Genomic DNA, 20,680 nt, shown 5'->3' on the forward strand with positions numbered 1-20,680 from the left:
GTTTTAGATTGCGTGCCCTTGAGCCCCGGACCTGAATGTCAATCGACGACGATGTAGCGCTTCTCGAGCGTGTCCCGACACTGCGCCTGTTGGGAGACACTTCGTTGCGCATGCTGGCGATCGGCTCCGAGCAGCGTGACTTCGTCCGCGGCGACGTCTTGTTCAATCTCGGCGACGATGCCGATGCCGGCTTCGTGGTCCAGCGCGGCGCCTTCCGGGTCGACGACGGCGCCGGCGCGGAGATGATCGCAAGTCCCGGTGCGCTGATCGGCGAGCTCGCGCTGATCGTGCCGATGAAGCGGCCGTCGAGCGCGATCGCGATCGAACACGCCTCCGTCATCCGCGTCGCGCGCAGCCTGTTTCAGCGCGTGCTCGAAAGCGACCCTGCCGCGGCCGTCCGCCTTCGCGACGAATTCGCGGTGCGCTCCAGCCAGATCGCCAGCGATATATTGATGGCCGGTGCGAAGTTGACGAGTTGAGTGCCGTAGCTTCGTAGCCCGGATGGAGCGAAGCGTAATCCGGGATTCGTGCCTCCGGAAAAACTGCCCCGGATTTCGCTGCGCTCCATCCGGGCTACAAGATCACACCTCCAGCGTCACCGTAACCGGCACATGGTCCGACGGGCGCTCCCAGCTCCGCGCATCGCGCAAAATCTTGAAATCACTGACCGCATCTTTCAGCGTGCGCGAGACCCAGATGTGGTCGAGCCTGCGGCCGCGGTCGCCGACGGTCCAATCGGCGGAGCGGTAGCTCCACCACGTGTAGACCTTTTCCGACATCGGAATGCGCTCGCGCGCGACGTCGACCCACTCGCCGGCGGCGAGCGCGGCCTGCAGCTTCTCGGTTTCGACGGGCGTGTGCGAGACCACTTTCAGAAGCTGCTTGTGCGACCAGACGTCGTTCTCATGCGGGGCGACGTTGAGATCGCCGACCAGAATGTGGCGATCCTCGCCGCGCGGATGCAACGGCTCGCACGCCTTCATCTCGTCGAGGAAGCGGAGCTTGTGATCGAATTTCTCGTTCAGCGCGGGATCGGGAATGTCGCCGCCGGCCGGCACGTAGAAATTATGCACCACCAGCGGTTTTGCGATCCCAGCCTTCTCACCGAACGATACCGAGATGTGGCGTGAATCCACCTTGTCGCAAAAGGTGCGGATGTCCTTTGACTCGAACGGTATCTTCGAGACGATGGCGACGCCGTGATAACCCTTCTGGCCGTTCAACGCGACATGCTCGTAGCCGAGCCGCTTGAAGCGCTTCAGCGGAAAGGCGTCGTCGATGCACTTGGTCTCCTGGAGACACAGCACGTCCGGCCGCGCGCTCTTGAGAAATTTTGCGACCAGATCGATGCGCAGCCGCACCGAATTGATGTTCCAGGTTGTCAGGGAAAAACGCATGAGGGATGCGTCTTAGCATGGATTGGCGTGGGGAAAATGCTTGTCCACAGGGGCGGAATCGTAGGGTGGGTTAGCGCAGCGTAACCCACCATGCTTCCACATTTGCGGACCGAGAGGGTGGGTTACGCCTTCGGCTAACCCACCCTACGCACCGTCAGCCCGGCGACGGGCCGTAATTGGTGAAATCGATCTTGAACATGCCGGGATCGAGCTTCTTGCTCGTGTCCAGATTATAGACCGCGATCGTGGTGTCGTAGCCTTGCGGGTCGGTGACGGTCCATTGCTTCAACTGGCCGTCCTTGGCGCCGAACATCAGCATCAGGCGGCTGGTGCCGACCAGCGCCTGCTTCTCCTCGATGGTGACGCTGACGAAGACGTCGTCGGCCGAGACGTTGACGACGTTGGTGTCCTTCATCAGGTCGATGCGGTCGGACAGCAGGAAACGCAGCGGCGTCTGCGACAGCGGATAGACGTCCTGCGTCGCGAGCTTGCGGTCGCGCACCACCAGCGACGATCCGTCGGCGACAATGTCGATCGGGCTCGGCGCGTCATATTCAAAGCGCACCTTGCCCGGCTTCTGGATGTAGAAGTCGCCTTGCGTCTTGCTGCCGTCGGGGCCGACCTGGACGAAATTTCCGACCAGCGTCGACAATGACGACAAATAGGCGCTGACCTTGGCGGCCTGCGCCTTCTGGTTCGCATCGAAGGTCTGGAAGATGCTGCTCGGCACGTTGCGGCGCGGATCCGGGATCACCGGATTCGGCGGCGTCTGGGTCGCGCCGGTGACCGCGGGCCCTCCACCGGCCGGACCGCCATCGCGGCCCTTCGGTGCGGGCTTCGGCACGGGAACCGTCTGCGCGAATGACGCCGTGATCACCATCGCGGCGGTGACGAGAACCACGCCGGCCATGCGCGCGCTTCGCGCGGCGACGATGGCAACGAATCGAATGTTCGGATGTCTGATCAACGCGTCGTCCTGTGTGGCTGGGCGCCCTTTTAGCGTGATTTCGGCCAAAAGCAGATAACGTTTTTGCGTGAAATGGTGGTCTGAGTCGGCTCGCCTCACATATGGCTGTCTTCTTCCTCGACCAGGATCTCGCGCTTGCCGGCGTGGTTGGCGGGTCCGACGATCCCTTCGAGTTCCATGCGCTCCATCAAGGATGCGGCGCGGTTATAGCCGATCTGCAGGCGACGCTGGATGTAGCTGGTCGAGGCCTTGCGGTCGCGTTTGACGATCGCAACGGCCTGCGAGAACAAATCGCCGCCGCCATCCGCGCCCATGGCGGACGCGTCGAACACCGCGCCGTCCTCGTCCTCGCTGGGTTCTTCGGCTGTGACGGCTTCGAGATATTCGGGCTGTCCCTGCGTCTTGAGGTGGCGCACCACCTTCTCGACTTCCTCGTCCGACGCGAAAGGTCCGTGCACGCGGCTGATGCGACCGCCGCCGGCCATGTAGAGCATGTCGCCCTGGCCGAGCAGCTGCTCGGCGCCCATTTCGCCGAGAATCGTGCGGCTGTCGATCTTGGACGTCACCTGGAAGGCGATGCGGGTCGGGAAGTTCGCCTTGATGGTGCCGGTGATGACGTCGACCGATGGACGCTGCGTTGCGAGGATCACGTGCAGGCCGGCGGCGCGCGCCATCTGCGCGAGGCGCTGCACCGCGCCTTCGATGTCCTTGCCGGCGACCATCATCAGGTCGGCCATTTCGTCGACGATGATGACGATGTAGGGCAGCGGATCGAGCGAGAGCTTCTCTTCCTCGTAGATCGCCTTGCCGGTTTCCTTGTCGAAGCCGGTGTGCACCGTGCGCGTCGGCTCTTCGCCCTTGGCCTTCAATTCGAGCAAGCGCGTGTTGTAACCGTCGATGTTGCGCACACCGAGCTTGGCCATGTTCTTGTAGCGCTCTTCCATCTCGCGCACGGCCCATTTCAGCGCGACCACTGCCTTCTTCGGGTCGGTCACGACGGGCGTGAGCAGATGGGGAATGCCGTCATAGACGGAGAGTTCGAGCATCTTCGGATCGACCATGATCAGGCGGCACTGGTCCGGGCGCAGCCGGTAGACCAGGCTGAGGATCATGGTGTTGATGGCGACCGACTTGCCGGAGCCGGTGGTACCGGCGATCAGCATGTGCGGTGTGCGTGCGAGGTCGATGATGACGGGATCACCGCCGATGGTCTTGCCGAGGCAGAGCGGCAGTTTCGCAACCGAATCGACGGTCTCCTTGGCGACCAGCAGCTCGCGCAGATAGACCTTTTCGCGATGGGCGTTCGGCAGCTCGATGCCGATGGCGTTGCGGCCGGGCACGACGGCGACGCGCGCCGACAGCGCACTCATCGAACGCGCGATGTCGTCGGATAATCCGATCACGCGCGACGATTTGATACCCGGCGCCGGCTCCAGCTCGTACAGCGTGACCACGGGACCCGGATGGGCCTTCACGATCTCGCCGCGAACGCCGAAATCCTGCAGCACGCCTTCGAGCGCGCGCGAATTGGTTTCCAGCTCGGCCTTGCTGAGCGGCTGGCGATCGCCGGCCTTCGGAGCGGCCAGCACCGACACGGACGGAAGCTCGAACTTGTCGGAGGATTTCTTGGAAGCGGCTTTCGGAGCAGCCTTCTTGCGCGGGGCGCGCGCGGCCGGCTCCTCCTCCTCCTCTTCTTCCTCGTCTTCCTCGACCTCTTCGTGCTCGTCTTCGTAGTCCTCGTCCTGGGCCTGCGGCGAGATCGAAGGCGCGGCGCGGCCGCCACCGAGCTTCGGCTCCTGGCGGCTGAATGCAACGGCCTTGGTCTTCGGTCCGCTTGAGACCAGCGAGCGGTAGGCAGCGCCAAGCAACCAGATCAGCCGTGCCTTCGTGCTCATCAAGGCGTGGAACAGCCAGCCCAGCGATACCGAACCGCGATCGCTCTCATCGTCCTGGTCGAGCGGCTTGTCGTCGTCCTCGATCTCCGCGAGCTCGTCGTCATGCTCGCGTGCGCCAAGCCCGCAGGCGATCAGGAAGGTCGCCGCCATCGCCGCGAACAGGATCGTGCCCAGTACTATGCGATAGATCATGCCCGGCGGTCCGAAGATCACCGCGGGCGCGCGGACCAAGGCATCGCCGACCACGCCGCCGAGCCCGGTCGGCAGCGGCCAGGCGCCGCCATGCGGCCAGCAGCTGACGAAGCCCGCCGCGATCACCGTGCAGAGAATCCAGCAGCCGAGCCGCAGCGCCTCGCGGTCGAACGGGCGATGGGTCAGCATGCGCCAGCCCCAGACCGCGACCGTCAGGACCAGCATGATCGCGCCGAGCCCGAGGATCTGCATGGCAAGGTCGGCGCCGATCGCGCCGGCATAGCCGAGAATGTTGCGGATTGGCCGCGACGTTGCGTGGCTGAGGCTGGGATCCTGCACCGACCAGGTCATCAGCGCCGCCGAGGCGACGCCCGACAATGCGATCAGGCCGAGACCGCTGAGCTCGCGCATGCGCCGCGCCAGCCCCTCGCGGATCGAGGGCGGCAGATGGCCGACCAAGGGAATGACACGTTCGATTGTCGACATGCTCACGGGCCCCGCCTAACCCAGAGTCTCGACCAGGCGGTGCAGCGCCTGCGCCGTGGTCTCGCCATCCTGCACCAGCGCAAGGCGAATGTAGCCTGCGCCGGGATTGAAGCCGTCGGGCTGGAGCCGCGCCAGGTAGCTGCCGGGCACCACGCGCACGCCTGCTTCCGTGAAGAGCTTCAGGCACACAGACACGTCGTCGCCGATTTTCGAAGTATTGAGCCAGACACAAAAGCCGGCATCTGGCCGGCGATAGCCGTAACGATCGCCGATGATCTGATCGGCAAGATCGAACTTGATGCGGTAGAGCCTGCGATTCTCCTCGACATGCGCCTCGTCGCCATAGGCTACGGTTGCGACATGCTGGAGCGGGACCGGCACCTGCGGCGCCGCGATGTTGCGCAGCTCGAGGAACATGCCGATGAGTTTTTTGTCGCCGGCGGCGAAGCCGACGCGCAGGCCCGGCAGGTTCGAGCGCTTCGACAGCGATTGAAACGCGACCACGCGGGTGAAATCAGGGCCGGCGCATTCGAGCGCGCTGCCCGGCGCTTCGCGGGTGTAGATCTCCGAGTAGCATTCGTCGCTGAGGACCACGAAGCCGTAGCGGTCGGCGAGCTGCTTCAGGCGCGAGAAATAATCGCGCGAGGCGACCGAGCCCTGCGGGTTGGCGGGCGAGGCCAGATAGAACGCCACCGTGCGCGCCAGCGTCGCCTCGTCGATGGCGTCGAGATCGGGCAGGAAGCCGTTCTCCGCCGTAGTCGGCAGGTAGACCGGCTCGCAAGCGGCAGCGCGGGCGCCGGCGCCATAGACCGGATAGAACGGGTTCGGCATCAGGATCGCGGGCTTGCCGGGACGCGGGCCGACGTAGCGCGCGGCCGCGATCGCGGCGAGGAACAGCCCCTCGCGGCTGCCATTGAGGACGAGAATCTCGCTCTCGGGATCGAGAGCGCGCGGCAGCTTGAAACGCGACGACAGCCAGGCGCCCGCGGCCTTGCGGAACGGGTCGGTGCCCTTGTTCGCGGGGTAACGGCCGAAATCGGCGATGTGTTTGGCCAGCACCGGGCCGACGAAGTCGGGCACGGGATGCTGCGGCTCGCCGACGGCAAGCGAAATCAAAGGCTTGCCGGGCTGATGCGGCGCCAGCAGCTCGTTGAGCCGGACGAAGGGAGAGCGTTCGCTACCGGAGCTTCCACTGTCCTGCGGCGCACGGGATGAAGCGGTCATAGCCATTCTGGACGCCAGCACTCTTGGAACAGCCGGTCGCTCTACCAAAAGCGCCAGCGGGAAGCGGTTCAGTTCACCATAGATAGGGCGAGGTTAAGACGCGATTAACCATCGGCCGCCGCCTCCGTCCAGAGCAGGAATAATGAGGCCGGATAACCGGGATGGCTGCGGCGGTTCTTACCTCTCCCGCTTGCGGGAGAGGTTGCGCCGGAGGCGCGACTGAGGGCTCTCTCCACCCAGGAATTTTCCCGATGTTGAGACACCCTCTCCCCAGCCCTCCCCGCATGCGGGGGAGGGAGCCCGCCGTCATCGCGGTTCTAGTGCGCCGGCAGCTTTTCGAAGGTCGCCATGCCCGCGGGGATCGCGTGGAAGTCCTGCTTGTCGCAGGTGTAGATCGCCATCTGCGGATGGAACTGCGCAGGCTCGTCCAGCGTGCCGACCTTCAGGATCGCGGCCGGCAGTCCGGGAACCTTGGTCACCAGATGGGTGCCGCATTCGCCGCAGAACTCGCGCGTGACAGCGCGTTCGAGGTCCTTGCGCGTGAATTGCTTGGGCTGCCCGGTGATGTAGCTGAAGCCGGCCGCCGGCATCGCGATGAAGGTGTTGGGCGCGCCGCCCGAAATGTACTGGCACTCGCGGCAATGACACTGCGCCTGCATCATCGGGTCGCCCTCGGCGACATAGCGCACTTCGCCGCAATAGCATCCGCCTTCCAAACGCATGACGACCTCCCTTTTGTTGTTTGTTGTGGTCGATATTTCTGCGCAGGTTGTCCGGAATGGCAATCCTTTTCTTCGCGTTTCTTTCCGCTCAGCCGGACAAAAAGAAAGGGGCTCCAACTTGCGCTGGAGCCCCTCAACGGTCGGGACATTGCCGGGTATGTGCCCCAAACCGTAGTTGTGAGCGCGACCTCCGAGGAGGTCGCGCCCGGGAGAAGACTTACATGTTGTAGGCGCGCTCGGTGTGCTCGGTGATGTCGAGGCCTTCACGCTCGCTCTCGACATTGGCGCGGAGGCCAACGATCACATCAACGACCTTGTAGAGGATCGCCGAACCGATACCCGACCACACCAGCGTGGTGCCGACGCCCCAGACCTGGGAGATCATCTGCGCTGCGAAGTCGTAATCGGCAACCTTCGGCGGGATCGCGGTGTAGTCGATGATGCCCGCACCACCCAACGCCGGATTGACGAGGATGCCGGTGCCGAGGGCGCCGATGATGCCGCCGACGCAGTGCACGCCGAACACGTCGAGGGAGTCGTCGTAGCCGAGCGCGTTCTTCACGACGGTGCAGAAGAACAGGCAGACCACGCCGACCACGAGGCCGAGGACGATCGCACCCATCACGCCGGAGAAGCCGGCGGCAGGCGTGACGGCCACGAGGCCCGCGACAGCGCCGGAGATGACGCCGAGCACCGACGGGTGACCCTTGATGATCCACTCCGCGAACATCCACGACAGCGCGGCGGCTGCGGTGGCGACGAAGGAGTTGGTCATGGCCAGGGCCGCGCCGCCGTTGGCTTCGAGGTTGGAGCCGGCGTTGAAGCCGAACCAGCCAACCCAGAGCAGCGAGGCGCCGATCATCGACATGGTCAGCGAGTGCGGAGCCATCAGCTCCTTGCCGTAACCGACGCGCTTGCCGATCAGGAGAGCACCGACCAGGCCTGCGATGCCGGCGTTGATGTGCACCACGGTGCCGCCTGCGAAGTCGATCGCGCCCTTCTTGAAGATCCAGCCTGCGTCGGCGTTGATCTCGTCGAGCTTGGCCTGCGCCGCGGTCTTCGCCGCGCCATCAGCCGCAGCAGCCAGAGCCTTGGCTGCGTCCTGGATCATGTCCGGGCCGGGCCAGTACCAGACCATGTGCGCGATCGGGAAGTAGATCAGCGTGACCCAGAGCGGAACGAAGAGCGCGAGCGCCGCGAACTTCATGCGCTCGGCGAAGGCGCCGACGATGAGGGCGGGCGTGATCGCCGCGAAGGTCATCTGGAAGCACATATAGATGAGCTCCGAGATGTTGGCGTCGACCGAGAAGGTCGCGGCCTTCGAGTCGGTGGTGATGCCCATCATGAAGGCCTTGGAGAAGCCGCCGATGAAGTCGGAGCCGCCGGTGAAGGCGAGGCTGTAGCCGTACACGGCCCAGATCACGGTGACGACGCAGACGGTGTAGAACACCTGCATCAGGACCGAGAGCATGTTCTTGGAGCGGACGAGGCCGCCGTAGAAAAGCGCGAGGCCGGGGATCGTCATCAACAGCACGAGCACTGTCGATGTCAGCATCCAGGCGTTGTCTCCCTTGTTGACCGTTGGCTCGGCGTAGGCTGCGGTCGCAGCGAACAGGCCGACTGCGAGAGCCGCCAATCCCGCGCCATAGGGACGCTTAAACGTCATTTCATTTACTCCTGATTGAATTTTGATTGAGCGCGAAATCAAAGGGCCGCAGCATCGGCCTCGCCGGTGCGGATGCGAACCGCATGGTCGAGATTGATGACGAAGATCTTGCCGTCGCCGATCTGTCCGGTTTTCGCGGCGGTCGTGATGGCGTCGATGGTCTTGTCGACCTGGTCGGAGGCGACAGCGACCTCGATCTTGATCTTGGGCAGGAAGCTCACGGCATATTCGGCGCCGCGATAGATTTCCGTATGGCCCTTCTGGCGGCCATATCCCTTGACTTCCGTCACCGTGAGACCGTGAACGCCGATGGCGGTCAGGGCGTCACGGACTTCTTCCAGCTTGAATGGCTTAATAATCGCCATAACAATTTTCATGGGTCCTATCCCCGCTTGGGCCCGGTCCGGACGTGGCCGGGCGTTTCTCGACTGGTTCGCCACGAGGGAGAAAGTTCACTACGCGGGCACAGCCAGGACCCATAGAATCAAATGCCGTGCCAGATCGGGCGTGTTGCCTAACGGACTATGAAAACGGGTGTTTTCGCGTTTGACGCGTATTGCGGTGCAGTGCGCCATTACGCCGCGCTCAATACCTGACCATGCCTGATTAAAATAAAGGCACGTCAAGCTGCCGACACATTGGTGCTCACGCGTCGGGCAGTGGAAAGGTAATTTAGTAGGCCGAACGCCTGTTGCAGGGCCGTTCGTGCTGCGAAATATCGGGCCCCCCGTACTTCTGCTCACGGAATGCGCGCAACCGGCCAACCGGCTTGATCAGGGGCGAGGCCTGCCGAGCGGTCGCCGGCAGAGACCGTCAGGCGGCGCTGCGTTCCGCGAACACCCGGTCGATCAGCCCCCAGTCGACCGCCTGCTGTGCGGTCATGAAGTGGTCGCGGTCCAGGGTCCGTTCCACGTCCTGCTCGGGGCGCCCGCAATGTTTTGCATAGAGCCGGATGAGGCGCCGCTTGGTTTCCTGCATTTCGGTGGCGTGGATCAGGATGTCGGACGCCTGGCCTTGAAAGCCGCCGAGCGGCTGATGCACGTGAAGGCTCGCATTGGGCAGGGCGGCGCGGTGACCGGGCTCGCCGGCCATCAGCAGGAACGAGCCCATCGAGCGCGCGGTGCCCATGCACAGCGTATGCACCGGCGCCTTGATGAATTGCATGGTGTCGTACATCGCGAGGCCGCTGGTGACCACGCCGCCATAGGAATTGATGTAGAGATTGATCGGCTTGTTCGGATTCTCCGCCTCCAGAAACAAGAGCTGCGCGCAGACCAGTCCGGACATCGCATCATTGACCTCGCCGTTGAGGAAGATGATGCGCTCGCGCAACAGGCGCGAATAGATGTCGAAGGATCGTTCGCCACGGGCGGATTGTTCGACGACCATAGGGACGAGCTGAAGCATGTCGCGCATCGGCGACCTCCATGTCTGCGGGTGATGAAGTGGTGTCGGTGTTAGGCGGCCGCGCGCATCAGGCAGCCATTGCTGTTGGCCGGCTGCGGCAGCTTCATGCCGATCTCGCAGGCCTGCTGGATGATGCGGAAGCGGGTGCCGCCGTCTTCGTTCGGCTCGATCCGGAAGATGACATGGCTTTCGCGAAACGGCGGTTCGGAATCGCGAAGCCGGTAGCGCACCTCTTGGCCCGGGATCGATGTCTCAGGCTCGGCGCCCGCAAGTTCGCAATCCGGCAGCCAGCGCTCGCGCAAAGCCGGAATGGTCACCGCGCGCCAGACCTTGGCCGGCGGCGCATCGAATTCATATTCGAGCACGAGAGCTGGGTCGGAGGGATCAGGCTTCACGGCGTCGGTCATTGATCCATCTCCTTCAAGAGATCGGCAAGGGCGTCCATGCGTTTCGGCCAATAGGCGCGATAGCGCGCAAGCCAGGTCCCGATGGCGGCGATTCCTTCGGGATCGACTTCGTAATTTACAAAGCGGCCCTGCCGCTGTTCGCGCACCAGGCCTGCCCCGCGCAGCACCGCGAGATGCTGCGACATCGCCGGTTGGCTGATCTCCAGTCCGTCGCGCAAGGCGCTGGCATTCAGGCTTCCGCCGGCAAGCTTCTCAAAGACCTTGCGGCGGGTCGGGTCGGCCAGCGCCTTGAAGATGTCGGCTTCGATCATAGCAACACATAAGCATGTGCTTATGTGTTGCGCAAGCCCAATTACTGCAACGCCTCGCCGTGCTGCGAGATATCCAGCCCTTCGAGCTCGTGCTCACGCGAGACGCGCAAGGGCACGAACAGGCCGACCAGCTTGAGCAGGACGAAGCTCACGCCTGCCGACCAGACGAAGGTGACGGCGACCCCGTAGAGCTGGATCAGAAGCTGCTGCGGATGGCCTTCGAGCAGGCCGGCGGTGCCGCCGATCGCGCTGGTTGCGAACACGCCGGCCAGCAGGGTGCCGGTCAGCCCACCGATGCCGTGGACGCCGAACACGTCGAGCGAATCGTCATAGTCGAAGCGGTGCTTCAGCCAGGTGCAGGCCCAGTAACAGACGAGGCCCGCGATCACGCCGATGACGATACCGTGCCAGGGCGCCACGAAGCCCGAGGCCGGCGTGATGGTGCCGAGGCCGGCGACCGCGCCGGAGATCATGCCGAGCACGGATGGCTTGCGCCGCGTCGACCATTCGATCGCGCCCCAGGTCAGCGCGCCGGAGCAGGCGGCGAGATGGGTCGCGATGATCGCCAGCACCGCGCGCGAATTGGCTGCACCCGCCGAGCCGCCGTTGAAGCCGAACCAGCCGACCCACAACAGGCCGGTGCCCATCACCGCAAGCGACAGATCGAACGGCGAGAGATTTTCGATGCCGTAGCCGTGACGGCGTCCCATCACCTTCGCCGCGACGAGGCCGGCGGTGCCGGCCGACAGATGCACCACGAGGCCGCCAGCGAAATCCAGCACGCCCATGCTGGCGAGGAAGCCGCCGCCCCAGACCCAATGCGCCAGCGGAATGTAGACGAAGATGAACCAGGCGACCGAGAAGAGGAGATAGGCCGAGAACCGCATCCGGTCGGCCACCGCGCCCGCGACCAGCGCCACCGTGATGATCGCAAACGTCATCTGGTACAGCATGAACAGCGCTTCCGGGATCGTCTTCGCGGCCGGGTTGACGCTGTCCATGGTCATGCCGGCGAGGAACCAGCGGTCGAGCGTGCCGATCCACGGGCCGTCGCCGACGAAGCACAGCGAATAGCCGAACGCGACCCAGAGAATGGAGATGATCGTCACCGCGGCCAGGCTCTGCGCCATGGTGGCGAGCACGTTCTTCTTGCGCACCATGCCGGAATAGAACAGCGCGAGCCCCGGGATCGTCATCATCAGCACCAGCGCGGTGGCGACAATCATCCAGGCGGTGTCGGCGGTGTTGATCTCGGAGCCCGCGGCACGCGCCGGCGAAGCCATGATCGAGACAAGCCCGATCGGCGCAGCCATAGCAGCCGCGCGGCGCAACAATCCCGCCATGTCGTTTCCCCCAGCTATTGATTGCGTCGCACGCTGTGGCGCCATTGCCCGGTGCGATTTAGATAAGAATTAGTCCGTGCCTCACCGCACTCCACCCTCAACCCGAGGAGCCCGCGACAAGCGGGCGTCTCGAGGATGGCCGCGGGCGAGAGCCGGGCCTCCATGGTTCGCCCGGCAATGCAAAGCATCGTCCGGAAACGCGTTCCGCGCTCCTCACCACGAGGGTCTTGAATTCAGAGCGCGTCGCTGTCGGTCTCGCCGGTGCGAATGCGGATGGCGTGATCGATCGGCGTGACGAAGATCTTTCCGTCGCCGATCTGGCCGGTGCGCGCGGTCGCGGTGATGACGGCGACGGCCTTCTCGGCGATATCGGAGGCAACCGCGATCTCGATCCGCAGCTTCGGCAGGAAATTCACGACATATTCGGCGCCGCGATAGATCTCGGTGTGGCCCTTTTGGCGGCCATAGCCCTTCACTTCGGTCACGGTCATGCCGTGGACGCCGATCGCCGTCAGCGCCTGGCGGACTTCATCGAGCTTGAAGGGTTTGATGATCGCGACGACGAGTTTCATGGTCAGGCCTGTTCCCCGGGGATGCGCCGCGCCGTATGTCCCCGGCGCAGCGTCAATCTGGCATCTTTCCGGGCAAATGGCATAAAAATGTTGCAGATTGAAGCGGAAAATCGTTGGGCCATGTGAACGGCCGCCTCTGTACAGGGCAGCCGTTCATCCTCCACAATGCGTTTTTGGAATGGATGCGATGAACCCAAGCGTCGCGGCGGGTACAAAACTATGTTCGAGGGGGACGTTTCATGGCGAGTTGGTTCTACGCATCCGAGGGTAAGCAGCAGGGACCCTATCAGGAAGGACAATTCCGCGACCTCGTTGCCCAGGGAGTCGTGCGTCCGGATACGCTGGTGTGGTCGGAGGGCATGGCCGGCTGGCAGAAGGCCGCCGAAATCCCCGGCCTGATCGGCGGCGGCGGTGCGCCCCCGATGATGCCGGCTGGCGGCCCGCCGATGATGGGCTCCGGAGGCTATGGCGGCGGTGGCGCCGGAGGATCGCTGGCGGTCGATTTCGGCATCCTCGAGTTCACCTGGCGCAGCATCGTGATGCTGATCGGCATGTGCTTCATCATCCCGGTGCCGTGGGTGTTCGTCTGGTACACGAAATGGATCGTGTCCTGCGTGAAGGTCCCCGGACGGCCCAATCTCAGCTTCACCGGCAATGCGATGGCGCTGGTGCCCTGGTATTTCGGCTTCATCGTACTGGCGGTCGTGATCGGCTACATCGGCGTCCCCTTGCTGAGCAATTTGCTGTTCATCGCCCAAATCGTTCTGTACTGGCTCCTGATCAAATGGATGGTCGCGAACCTCGCCTCCAACGGCCAGCCGCTCGGCCTGAGCTTCACCGGCACGGTCTGGGCCTATGTCGGCTGGAGCCTGCTGTTCGCGATTTCCATCATCACCATCATCGGCTGGGCCTGGGTCGCCGCAGCTCAGATGCGCTGGTTCTGCCGCAGCATCGAAGGCACGCGGCGCGAGATCGTCTTCAACGGCAGCGGTCTCGGCATTCTCTGGCGGGGCATCGTGGCCGCATTCCTTTGCGGCTTCATCATCCCGATCCCGTGGGTGTATCGCTGGATCATGAACTGGTTCGCGTCGGAGACCGTCCTGGCTCCGCGAGGATCGCTCCGGGCATGACCTCGAGAGGCATCAGCGCTATCGATCGTGCTTATGCCTCCTAGGCTCTCCGCTCGCGTACCGAGCCTTCTTGCGCGACGGAAGCCACCAGTGTGCCGTCAGGCTTGAAGATCGAGCCGCGGGTCAAGCCGCGGCCGCTTCGGGCGCTCGGCGAATCCTGTGCGTAGAGCAGCCATTCGTCGGCGCGGAACGGGCGGTGAAACCACATCGCGTGGTCGAGGCTCGCCGGCATCATGCGCTTGTCGAACAGGGTGCGGCCGTAGCGCGCCATGATCGCATCGAGCAGCGAGAAGTCGGACGCGTAGGCCAGCGCGCACATGTGCAGCGCCGGATCGTCCGGCAGCGTTGCCGCGGTCTTGATCCAGACATGGATGCGGCCGTCCTCGATCTTTTGGCCGAAATAGCGGCCGAGCTCGACCGGGCGCAGCTCGATCGGACGGTCGGATTCATAGTAGCGGCGGATGAACTCCGGCATCTCCTTGAACATCGGCTGCTTCGCCACCTCCTCCGCCGTCAGCTTTTCCGGCGGCGGCACGTCGGGCATCTTGTCCTGGTGATCGAACGCGCTCTCCTCCTCGGCATGGAAAGACACCATGATCGAGAAGATCGCGTTGCCGTGCTGAATCGCGGTGACGCGTCGCGTCGAGTAGCTCTTGCCATCGCGCAGGCGCTCGACCTGGTAGATGATCGGGATCTGCGGATCGCCGGGCAGGATGAAATAGCAATGCAGCGAATGCGGCAGCCGGCCCTCGACGGTGCGGCACGCTGCAACCATCGCCTGCCCGATCACCTGGCCGCCGAACACCCGTTGCCAGCTGGTCTTCGGACTGTTGCCGCGGAACAGATTCACCTCGAGCTGTTCGAGGTCGAGGATCGAGATGAGGTCGATCAGGCTCTTGGACATGGAATTCAGCTTTCGCCTTGCCGCTCCGGCTACGCTGCTCCGGAATGACACAATGGGGGCTTACCGCCCTTGTTTCACCGCACTGTTTCGCCCACCTCAAGTCTGCTAGCAAGACCAAGAAAACGCGAAGACTTAGCCGGGAATTGGGTATGTCGGTACAGGGTAGCATTGTCATCGGTGGCGGCGCGTTTGCGGGCCTGGCGCTGGCCCTGGCGCTGCGCCAGGGGCTCGGCCCCGAGATCCCCGTCATCGTCGCCGACCCCGCGCTCTCCACACGTCCGAGCCGGGACCCGCGCGCCACCGCGATCGTGGCCGCCTGCCGCCGCCTGTTCGAGGCGATCGGCGCCTGGGATGACGTCAGGGGCGAGGCGCAGCCGATCCTCGACATGATCGTCACCGATTCCAAGCTGGAAGACGCCACCCGCCCGGCGTTCCTCAACTTTGCCGGCGATGTCGCGCCGGGCGAGCCCTTCGCGCATATGGTCGAGAACCGCCGCCTGATCGATGCGCTGGTGGTGCGCGCCGAGGCCGAGGGCATCGATCTCCGCGCGACCACCGTATCGTCTTACGACGCGCGGGCCGAAGGTATCGACGTGACGCTCGGTGACGGCAGTGTGATTGCAGCGAGCCTGCTGGTCGCGGCCGACGGCGCGAAGTCGAAACTGCGTGAGCGCGCCGGCATCGCCACCCATGGCTGGGAATATGATCAGTCCGGTATCGTCGTCACCGTCGGCCATGAGCGCGATCACGAGGGCCGCGCCGAAGAGCATTTTCTGCCGGCGGGTCCGTTCGCGATCCTGCCGCTTTCGGGCAAGCGCTCCTCGCTGGTATGGACCGAGCGACGCAGCGAAGCCGCGCGTATCGTTGCGTTGAGCGATGAGGAATTTCACGGCGAGCTCGAGCAACGCTTCGGCCTGCATCTCGGCGAGGTGAAGGCGCTCGACAAGCCGCGCGCGTTTCCGCTGTCCTATTTCGTCGCGCGCTCCTTCATCGCCCAGCGTCTCGCGCTGGTCGGCGATTCCGCCCACGTCATCCACCCCATCGCGGGCCAGGGTCTCAACATGGGGCTGAAGGATGTTGCCGCGCTGGCCGAAGTCGTGGTCGATGCCGCCAGGCTCGGCATGGATCTCGGCGCCGCCGACGTGCTCGAACGTTACCAGCGCTGGCGCCGCTTCGACACCATGGCCATGGGCGTTGCCACCAACTCGCTGAACTTCCTGTTCTCCAACCAGTCGACCTTGCTGCGCACGGTCCGCGACATCGGCCTCGGCCTCGTCGACCGCGCCCCGCCGCTGAAGAACCTGTTCATCCGCCAGGCCGCGGGTTTGACCGGTGAGATACCGCGTTTGTTGAAGGGCGAGGCGCTGTAGGATTTTCCTGTCGTCCCGGACAAGCGCGCCTCAGGCGCGCGCAGATCCGGGACCCATACGCCGCAGCAAAAGTTTTGCGAAGACTCGGAGTGACCAGCTCGCGCAACAACCCAATTCGGTGGCTATGGGTCCTGGCCTTCGCCAGGACGACACCTGGGGTGTGGAGCGGTCATCGCGCCATTCTGCGCGCACAACCTCAACCTCAATCGATCTTGCGGGCCTCTTCCGGCAGCATGATCGGGATGCCGTCGCGGATCGGATAAGCGAGCTTGGCGCTGCGCGAGATCAGTTCCTGCTTTGCAGAATCGAACTCCAGCGGACCCTTGGTCAGCGGGCAGACCAGAATCTCCAGCAATTTGGGATCGACGCTGGCTTCGGGGCGTTCGGTGGGCGCGTTCATGTGGATCTCCGGCGGTCGGTTGCCTCTAGCATGAAAAATCGCAGGAGCCCATCGCGTCGCCTCAAGCGGAAACCATCCGCAGGATCTCGTCGAGCAGGCCCTCGAGCCGCGCGGCGGGCGATGGAGGGCCCGACAGGGCGAAGCCGAGGAACGTCCAGTACAGGATTTGCGCGCGGGCTCGCGCCGTCGCCGCCTCGAACCCGCGCTTCTTCAGCAGCTCCTCGATATAGTCGAGCCTGCGCCGGTCGATGGCACGCACCGCCGTTTGTGCCGCTGCATCGAAGGCCGCCCAGTTCCGCACCGCGCGCTCGAGGTCGAGCCGCGCGCCAAAAGTCCTGCGCAGCAGCGCTTTCAGCGGATCGTCGCTGTCCGCCTCGACATCGGCGATGATCTGCTCGGCCGCGATCTCGCGCCAGCGCTTCAAGAGAGCGGCATGGAACGCGCCGAGATCGGCGAAATGCCAATAAAAGCTGCCGCGCGAGACCCCCGTGGCTTTCGCCAGCGGATCGGCCTTCAGCGCGGTGAAGCCGTCTCTCGCGAGCGCCTTCAGGCCCTGCTTGATCCAGTCGTCGGCGTTCAGCGTTTCGGCCATGTCGGGTTCCGGATTCGACCATACACTAGTGTATTGACAGCCGGCACGCCAGCGCCTATCTCACCATACAGGACTGTATGGAAAAATTTTCAGGAGTTTTGACGATGCGTGATCTCTTGCTCCAGTGTGCCGGGGGCGTGACCATTGTCGTGGCCCTCATCCATGGCATTCTCGGCGAGACCAAGGTCTTTGCCCGCGCCCGCATCGAGCCGGAGCGGCTTCGCACCCTGATCCGCCTGGTCTGGCAGGCCTCGACCGTCGCCTGGTTCGGCGGGGGTGTGCTCCTGATCGCGGCACCCTGGCTGCAATCGGAGCCGGCACGGCACTGGATCGTCGTCACCATGGCCTGTGTGTTCGGCTTCGCCGCTCTCGCCAACGCATGGGCGACGCGCGGTCGGCACTTCGGCTGGATGGCGCTCAGTGCTGTCGTCGCGATGGCGGCTGCCGGCTACTAGGCGCCGCATATTGCAGTCATGCCTGTTGTGAGGCGTAAGGCCGCATCGACGCGCCAAATGCACGTTGCGCACGGAGGGCGCTGTGCTTTTTCGGATCGTTAGAATATCTCTAAAGGCTTCCGCCGTAGCTGCGGATTGACTTCATCATGTGCTTTGCTTCCTTCGGTCCCGCTTCGCCTTGGGGCGTAGCGCCCACGACAGAAGAGGAGACGTTCGTGAAGGTTATTCGTGTTGTTGCCGTTGCATTGACGATCGGGATTGGCATGGGATCGGCGGCCTTGGCCGATGGTTTCAAGGACTGCACCAAGCTCGACAAGGCGTCGTGGAAGCCGGCGAGCGAAGCCGAAACCAAGGCCAAGGCGCTCGGCTACGAGGTGCGGCGCTCCAAGATCGAAGGCTCGTGCTACGAGGTCTACGGCGTCAAGGAAGGCAAGCTTTACGAGCTGTTCTACAGCCCCGAAGATCTCAGCCTGAAGCACACGATTGCAAAGTAGGCCGCGCGATGGTCTGCGCGCAAACGTCTGCGCAAAGTCATGCCTGAGGGTGGTCCTCGCTTGATCGAAGAAACGGTACCGCACGCACGCGGGGAGTCCAACCGGACCCCCGCGGATCGAACCGCTTCGCGGACAGTCGCGGTCTGGGACCTTCCGCTGCGGCTCTGGCACTGGACGCTCGCGGCTTGCGTTCTGGCCGCGTGGTTCACGCCGACCGTCTATGACGGACTTCACCGCATCGTCGGTTATACCGTACTCGGGCTTGTTGCGTTCCGTCTGGTCTGGGGTCTTTGGGGAAGCCGCTATTCGCGCTTCCGCATGGTCGGCGTCAGGCTTCGGGCCGCGCCAGGTTATCTCTGGAATCTGCGCCGCGGCATCACCGGCCGCTATATCGGGCTCAATCCCGCCGGCACGTTGATGCTGGTGGCGCTGCTGGTCTCGCTCGCGGTCTCGACGATATCAGGCGCGATGTCGGTGACGGTGACCTTTTTCGGCGTCTGGTGGGTCGAGGACACCCACCACTATTCGTCGGACGCGGTCATCGTCCTGGTCGTGCTGCACGTCCTGGGCGTGCTGATGATGGGACGTCTCCAGCGCGAGAACCTGATCAGCGCGATGATCACCGGCCGCAAGCGCATCCGGCATCACTCGTAGGATTGAGTCGGCACAATCTGGCCGCGGGCTCGGTCAACCTCGCCCGCTTGCGGGAGAGGTCGGCGCGAAGCGCCGGGTGAGGGTTTTCTCCTCTTCGGGGTTCTCGCTTGGGGCAGCACCCTCTCCCCGACCCTCTCCCGCAAGCGGGAGAGGGAGCGCACTGTGGAGGCGGAAGCTTAGTCGCCCCTCACTGCAGCGGTGGATCGCCGCTGGTGCGCTTCTTGGCGAGATCCATCTCGGTCACCGCGACCAGGATTTCAGCGCGGGTCTTCAGGTCGGGCGCTTCCAGCATCGCTTGCTTCTCGGCCACGCCATAGGGCGACATCATCGCCAGTGCGTTGACGAGCGCTTCGTTGGGGGCGGTCTCGACGCCCTCCCAGTCGACCTTGAGGTTGTTGGCCTTCAAGAAATCCGCCAGAACCGTCAGCAGTGCCTCGCGATCGACCTCGTCCTCGCCCATGCGCGGCGTAAAGTCGTCGACGAAGGCGAAGAAATCCACCTTGCACTGACGGTAGGCGGTGAGCACTTCGAGCTCCTCGAGCACCTTGAAGCGCGAGACGCCGGTGAGCTCGAGGATGTAGCGGCCGTCGCCGGATTCGGCGAGCTGGGTGATGCGGCCGACACAGCCGACACGGAACAGCGCCGGCTTGTCGGAATTCTTGGGCGAGTGCGCGATGTCGGGCTGGATCATGCCGACCAGGCGATGACCGTCGCGGAAGGCATCGTCGATCATCGCGAGGTAGCGCGGCTCGAAGATGTTGAGCGGCATCTGCCCGCGCGGCAGCAGCAACGCGCCCGGCAGCGGAAACACCGGAAGGATCTCCGGAAGGTCGGCGGGCCCGCGATATTCGATGTTGATCGGCATCTGGTCCCCATTGTCCGCATCAAGTCACGATGCCTAACGCTCCGCCGGCGGCGATGGATCAATCATCGTCAGGAAAACAGGATGATCGACAGGCGCTTGCGTCCCTCGACAGTTGCATCGTCCGTGCCGCCCCAGGCCTCGAAGAACTGCACCAGCTGCTTGCGGGCGCCGTCGTCATTCCATTTGCGGTCGCGCTTGATGATCGCGAGCAGCTGCTCGGTGGCCGCTGCCCGGTTGCCTTGCGCGTTGAGCGCGATCGCCAGGTCGAATCGGGCCTGATGATCGAGCGGGTCTGCGGCGACTTTCTGTTCCAGCTCGGCGACGGGCCCGAGCTGCTCGGCCTGCTCGGCCAGATCGATCGCGGTCTGCACGGCTTTCACAGCGGGGTCGTTGCGCTTCGATTCCGGGACCATGGCGAGCGTCTGCTTGGCCTGCTCCATTGCGCCGGAGACGGCGTAGCATTTCGCGAGCCCGGCGAGGGCTGCGATGTTGGTCGATTCGAGCTGCAGCACTTCCGCGTAGATCTGGGCGGCCGCGGCGGCATCGCCCTCGCCGAGCACCGCCTCGGCTTCCTGGAGGATCTCTGCGACATTCGGCTCACCCGGCGCGGTCACGCCCTTGGTCAGCTTTTCGATGAAGGCGTTGAGCTGGCTCTCCGGGACCGCACCCATGAAGCCGTCGGCCGGCTGGCCGTTGACGAAGGCGATCACCGCCGGAATCGACTGGATGCCCATCTGGCCCGGGATCGCCGGGTGCTGGTCGATGTTCATCTTGACCAGCTTGACCTTGCCCTTGGCGGCCTTGACCGCCTTTTCCAGCAAAGGCGTGAGCTGCTTGCAGGGGCCACACCACTCCGCCCAGAAGTCGATCAGCACCGGCTGGCGCTTCGATTCCTCGATGACGTCCTTCACGAAGGTCTGGGTGGTCGTGTCCTTGATCAGATCGGCGGCAGCCGGGCCCGCTGCTCCGTTACCCTGGTCGATGATCGTCACGGCATCCCCTCGTCTGATGTCTGGAATTGGCGGGTCTTTAGCACGTCGCCAATTCATATGCTTCGCTGTTGGCCCTAAATTGGGCCGGGACGGCCGAATTTCAATCCATGCGGGCCGATTCGCCGGTTCCGGGGCCTTTTTGGGTCATTTGGCCGCGTTCGGGTCGATATCGGGCCTCCGATTGCAAATCTAGGCCGCCGGTAGCTGTTGCATTCCCCTCCCGCTTTTGGCATAC

Annotated in this window: 23 protein-coding genes; 6 read left to right on the forward strand and 17 right to left on the reverse strand. The window is 64.1% G+C overall.

The window, feature by feature from the left end; translation table 11 throughout:
* The first annotated feature begins 35 nt into the window (after window positions 1-35).
* Window positions 36-479 carry a cyclic nucleotide-binding domain-containing protein gene (locus BRA471DRAFT_RS01270; RefSeq protein WP_007604089.1) on the forward strand — a complete coding sequence of 148 codons (444 nt, stop codon included), beginning with the start codon at window positions 36-38 and terminating at the stop codon, window positions 477-479.
* Window positions 480-581: 102 nt separating this feature from the next.
* Here the strand turns inward: BRA471DRAFT_RS01270 and xth are convergent, their stop codons facing one another.
* The 12 genes from xth to BRA471DRAFT_RS01330 form a co-directional block, all read right to left on the reverse strand.
* Window positions 582-1,397: an exodeoxyribonuclease III gene (xth, locus tag BRA471DRAFT_RS01275; RefSeq protein ID WP_007604090.1), complete on the reverse strand. Its 816-nt coding sequence runs from the start codon at window positions 1,395-1,397 to the stop codon at window positions 582-584.
* A gap of 154 nt (window positions 1,398-1,551) precedes the next feature.
* Window positions 1,552-2,307: an outer membrane lipoprotein carrier protein LolA gene (locus tag BRA471DRAFT_RS01280; RefSeq protein ID WP_035974572.1), complete on the reverse strand. Its 756-nt coding sequence runs from the start codon at window positions 2,305-2,307 to the stop codon at window positions 1,552-1,554.
* 152 nt (window positions 2,308-2,459) lie between these two features.
* Window positions 2,460-4,943 (reverse strand): DNA translocase FtsK, encoded by a 2,484-nt coding sequence (locus BRA471DRAFT_RS01285; RefSeq protein WP_035973476.1) that lies wholly within the window; start codon window positions 4,941-4,943, stop codon window positions 2,460-2,462.
* Between the two features lie 9 nt (window positions 4,944-4,952).
* Entirely contained in the window at window positions 4,953-6,167 is a 1,215-nt protein-coding gene (locus tag BRA471DRAFT_RS01290) for an aminotransferase class I/II-fold pyridoxal phosphate-dependent enzyme (RefSeq protein WP_007604094.1), read from the reverse strand.
* Window positions 6,168-6,478: 311 nt separating this feature from the next.
* The gene (locus BRA471DRAFT_RS01295; protein WP_007604095.1) at window positions 6,479-6,883 is read right to left on the reverse strand and encodes a GFA family protein; all 405 of its coding nucleotides are present in this window, start codon (window positions 6,881-6,883) and stop codon (window positions 6,479-6,481) included.
* Between the two features lie 217 nt (window positions 6,884-7,100).
* On the reverse strand, window positions 7,101-8,549 hold the full coding sequence (locus BRA471DRAFT_RS01300) for an ammonium transporter (RefSeq protein ID WP_007604096.1): 1,449 nt from the start codon (window positions 8,547-8,549) through the stop codon (window positions 7,101-7,103).
* Between the two features lie 38 nt (window positions 8,550-8,587).
* Window positions 8,588-8,926 carry a P-II family nitrogen regulator gene (locus BRA471DRAFT_RS01305; protein WP_007598642.1) on the reverse strand — a complete coding sequence of 113 codons (339 nt, stop codon included), beginning with the start codon at window positions 8,924-8,926 and terminating at the stop codon, window positions 8,588-8,590.
* Window positions 8,927-9,362: 436 nt separating this feature from the next.
* A complete protein-coding gene (locus tag BRA471DRAFT_RS01310) occupies window positions 9,363-9,965 on the reverse strand; it encodes an ATP-dependent Clp protease proteolytic subunit (protein ID WP_007604097.1) in 603 nt (200 codons plus the stop codon).
* Between the two features lie 41 nt (window positions 9,966-10,006).
* Window positions 10,007-10,363, reverse strand: a complete 357-nt coding sequence (locus tag BRA471DRAFT_RS01315) for an SRPBCC domain-containing protein (RefSeq protein ID WP_007604098.1) — start codon at window positions 10,361-10,363, stop codon at window positions 10,007-10,009.
* Window positions 10,360-10,674, reverse strand: coding sequence for a helix-turn-helix transcriptional regulator (locus BRA471DRAFT_RS01320; RefSeq protein WP_007604100.1), 315 nt, complete (start codon window positions 10,672-10,674; stop codon window positions 10,360-10,362). Before BRA471DRAFT_RS01320 ends, BRA471DRAFT_RS01315 begins: the two co-directional genes overlap by 4 nt.
* Before the next feature lie 41 nt (window positions 10,675-10,715).
* Window positions 10,716-12,017 (reverse strand): ammonium transporter, encoded by a 1,302-nt coding sequence (locus tag BRA471DRAFT_RS01325; RefSeq protein ID WP_007604101.1) that lies wholly within the window; start codon window positions 12,015-12,017, stop codon window positions 10,716-10,718.
* A gap of 233 nt (window positions 12,018-12,250) precedes the next feature.
* A complete protein-coding gene (locus tag BRA471DRAFT_RS01330) occupies window positions 12,251-12,589 on the reverse strand; it encodes a P-II family nitrogen regulator (protein WP_007604102.1) in 339 nt (112 codons plus the stop codon).
* Window positions 12,590-12,828: 239 nt separating this feature from the next.
* Between BRA471DRAFT_RS01330 and BRA471DRAFT_RS01335 the strand changes: the two genes are divergently transcribed.
* Window positions 12,829-13,719, forward strand: a complete 891-nt coding sequence (locus tag BRA471DRAFT_RS01335; RefSeq protein WP_007604103.1) for a DUF4339 domain-containing protein — start codon at window positions 12,829-12,831, stop codon at window positions 13,717-13,719.
* Between the two features lie 40 nt (window positions 13,720-13,759).
* Here BRA471DRAFT_RS01335 and tesB read toward each other — a convergent pair whose 3' ends face one another.
* Window positions 13,760-14,623 carry an acyl-CoA thioesterase II gene (gene tesB, locus BRA471DRAFT_RS01340; protein WP_007604104.1) on the reverse strand — a complete coding sequence of 288 codons (864 nt, stop codon included), beginning with the start codon at window positions 14,621-14,623 and terminating at the stop codon, window positions 13,760-13,762.
* Window positions 14,624-14,772: 149 nt separating this feature from the next.
* Here tesB and BRA471DRAFT_RS01345 point away from each other — a divergent pair, with 149 nt between their 5' ends.
* On the forward strand, window positions 14,773-15,993 hold the full coding sequence (locus tag BRA471DRAFT_RS01345) for a ubiquinone biosynthesis hydroxylase (RefSeq protein WP_007604105.1): 1,221 nt from the start codon (window positions 14,773-14,775) through the stop codon (window positions 15,991-15,993).
* Between the two features lie 202 nt (window positions 15,994-16,195).
* Here BRA471DRAFT_RS01345 and BRA471DRAFT_RS01350 read toward each other — a convergent pair whose 3' ends face one another.
* Together BRA471DRAFT_RS01350 and BRA471DRAFT_RS01355 are read right to left on the reverse strand one after the other, a co-directional pair.
* Complete coding sequence (locus tag BRA471DRAFT_RS01350) at window positions 16,196-16,393, reverse strand: Trm112 family protein (RefSeq protein WP_007598651.1); 198 nt, start codon at window positions 16,391-16,393, stop codon at window positions 16,196-16,198.
* A 61-nt stretch (window positions 16,394-16,454) separates the two neighbouring features.
* On the reverse strand, window positions 16,455-16,985 hold the full coding sequence (locus BRA471DRAFT_RS01355) for a TetR/AcrR family transcriptional regulator (protein ID WP_007604106.1): 531 nt from the start codon (window positions 16,983-16,985) through the stop codon (window positions 16,455-16,457).
* Window positions 16,986-17,089: 104 nt separating this feature from the next.
* On the opposite strand from BRA471DRAFT_RS01355, the gene BRA471DRAFT_RS01360 reads away from it, so the two are divergent.
* The 3 genes from BRA471DRAFT_RS01360 (at window position 17,090) to BRA471DRAFT_RS01370 (ending at window position 18,588) form a co-directional block, all read left to right on the forward strand.
* Complete coding sequence (locus tag BRA471DRAFT_RS01360; protein WP_007604107.1) at window positions 17,090-17,440, forward strand: hypothetical protein; 351 nt, start codon at window positions 17,090-17,092, stop codon at window positions 17,438-17,440.
* Window positions 17,441-17,655: 215 nt separating this feature from the next.
* A complete protein-coding gene (locus BRA471DRAFT_RS01365; protein ID WP_007604108.1) occupies window positions 17,656-17,934 on the forward strand; it encodes a PepSY domain-containing protein in 279 nt (92 codons plus the stop codon).
* Between the two features lie 60 nt (window positions 17,935-17,994).
* Window positions 17,995-18,588, forward strand: coding sequence for a cytochrome b/b6 domain-containing protein (locus BRA471DRAFT_RS01370; protein ID WP_035973477.1), 594 nt, complete (start codon window positions 17,995-17,997; stop codon window positions 18,586-18,588).
* A 187-nt stretch (window positions 18,589-18,775) separates the two neighbouring features.
* Here the strand turns inward: BRA471DRAFT_RS01370 and BRA471DRAFT_RS01375 are convergent, their stop codons facing one another.
* Together BRA471DRAFT_RS01375 and trxA are read right to left on the reverse strand one after the other, a co-directional pair.
* Complete coding sequence (locus BRA471DRAFT_RS01375; protein WP_007604110.1) at window positions 18,776-19,453, reverse strand: LON peptidase substrate-binding domain-containing protein; 678 nt, start codon at window positions 19,451-19,453, stop codon at window positions 18,776-18,778.
* Window positions 19,454-19,521: 68 nt separating this feature from the next.
* On the reverse strand, window positions 19,522-20,445 hold the full coding sequence (gene trxA, locus BRA471DRAFT_RS01380) for a thioredoxin (protein ID WP_007604111.1): 924 nt from the start codon (window positions 20,443-20,445) through the stop codon (window positions 19,522-19,524).
* Window positions 20,446-20,680 lie beyond the last annotated feature (235 nt).

This window comes from Bradyrhizobium sp. WSM471 (assembly GCF_000244915.1).
Taxonomy (GTDB): domain Bacteria; phylum Pseudomonadota; class Alphaproteobacteria; order Rhizobiales; family Xanthobacteraceae; genus Bradyrhizobium.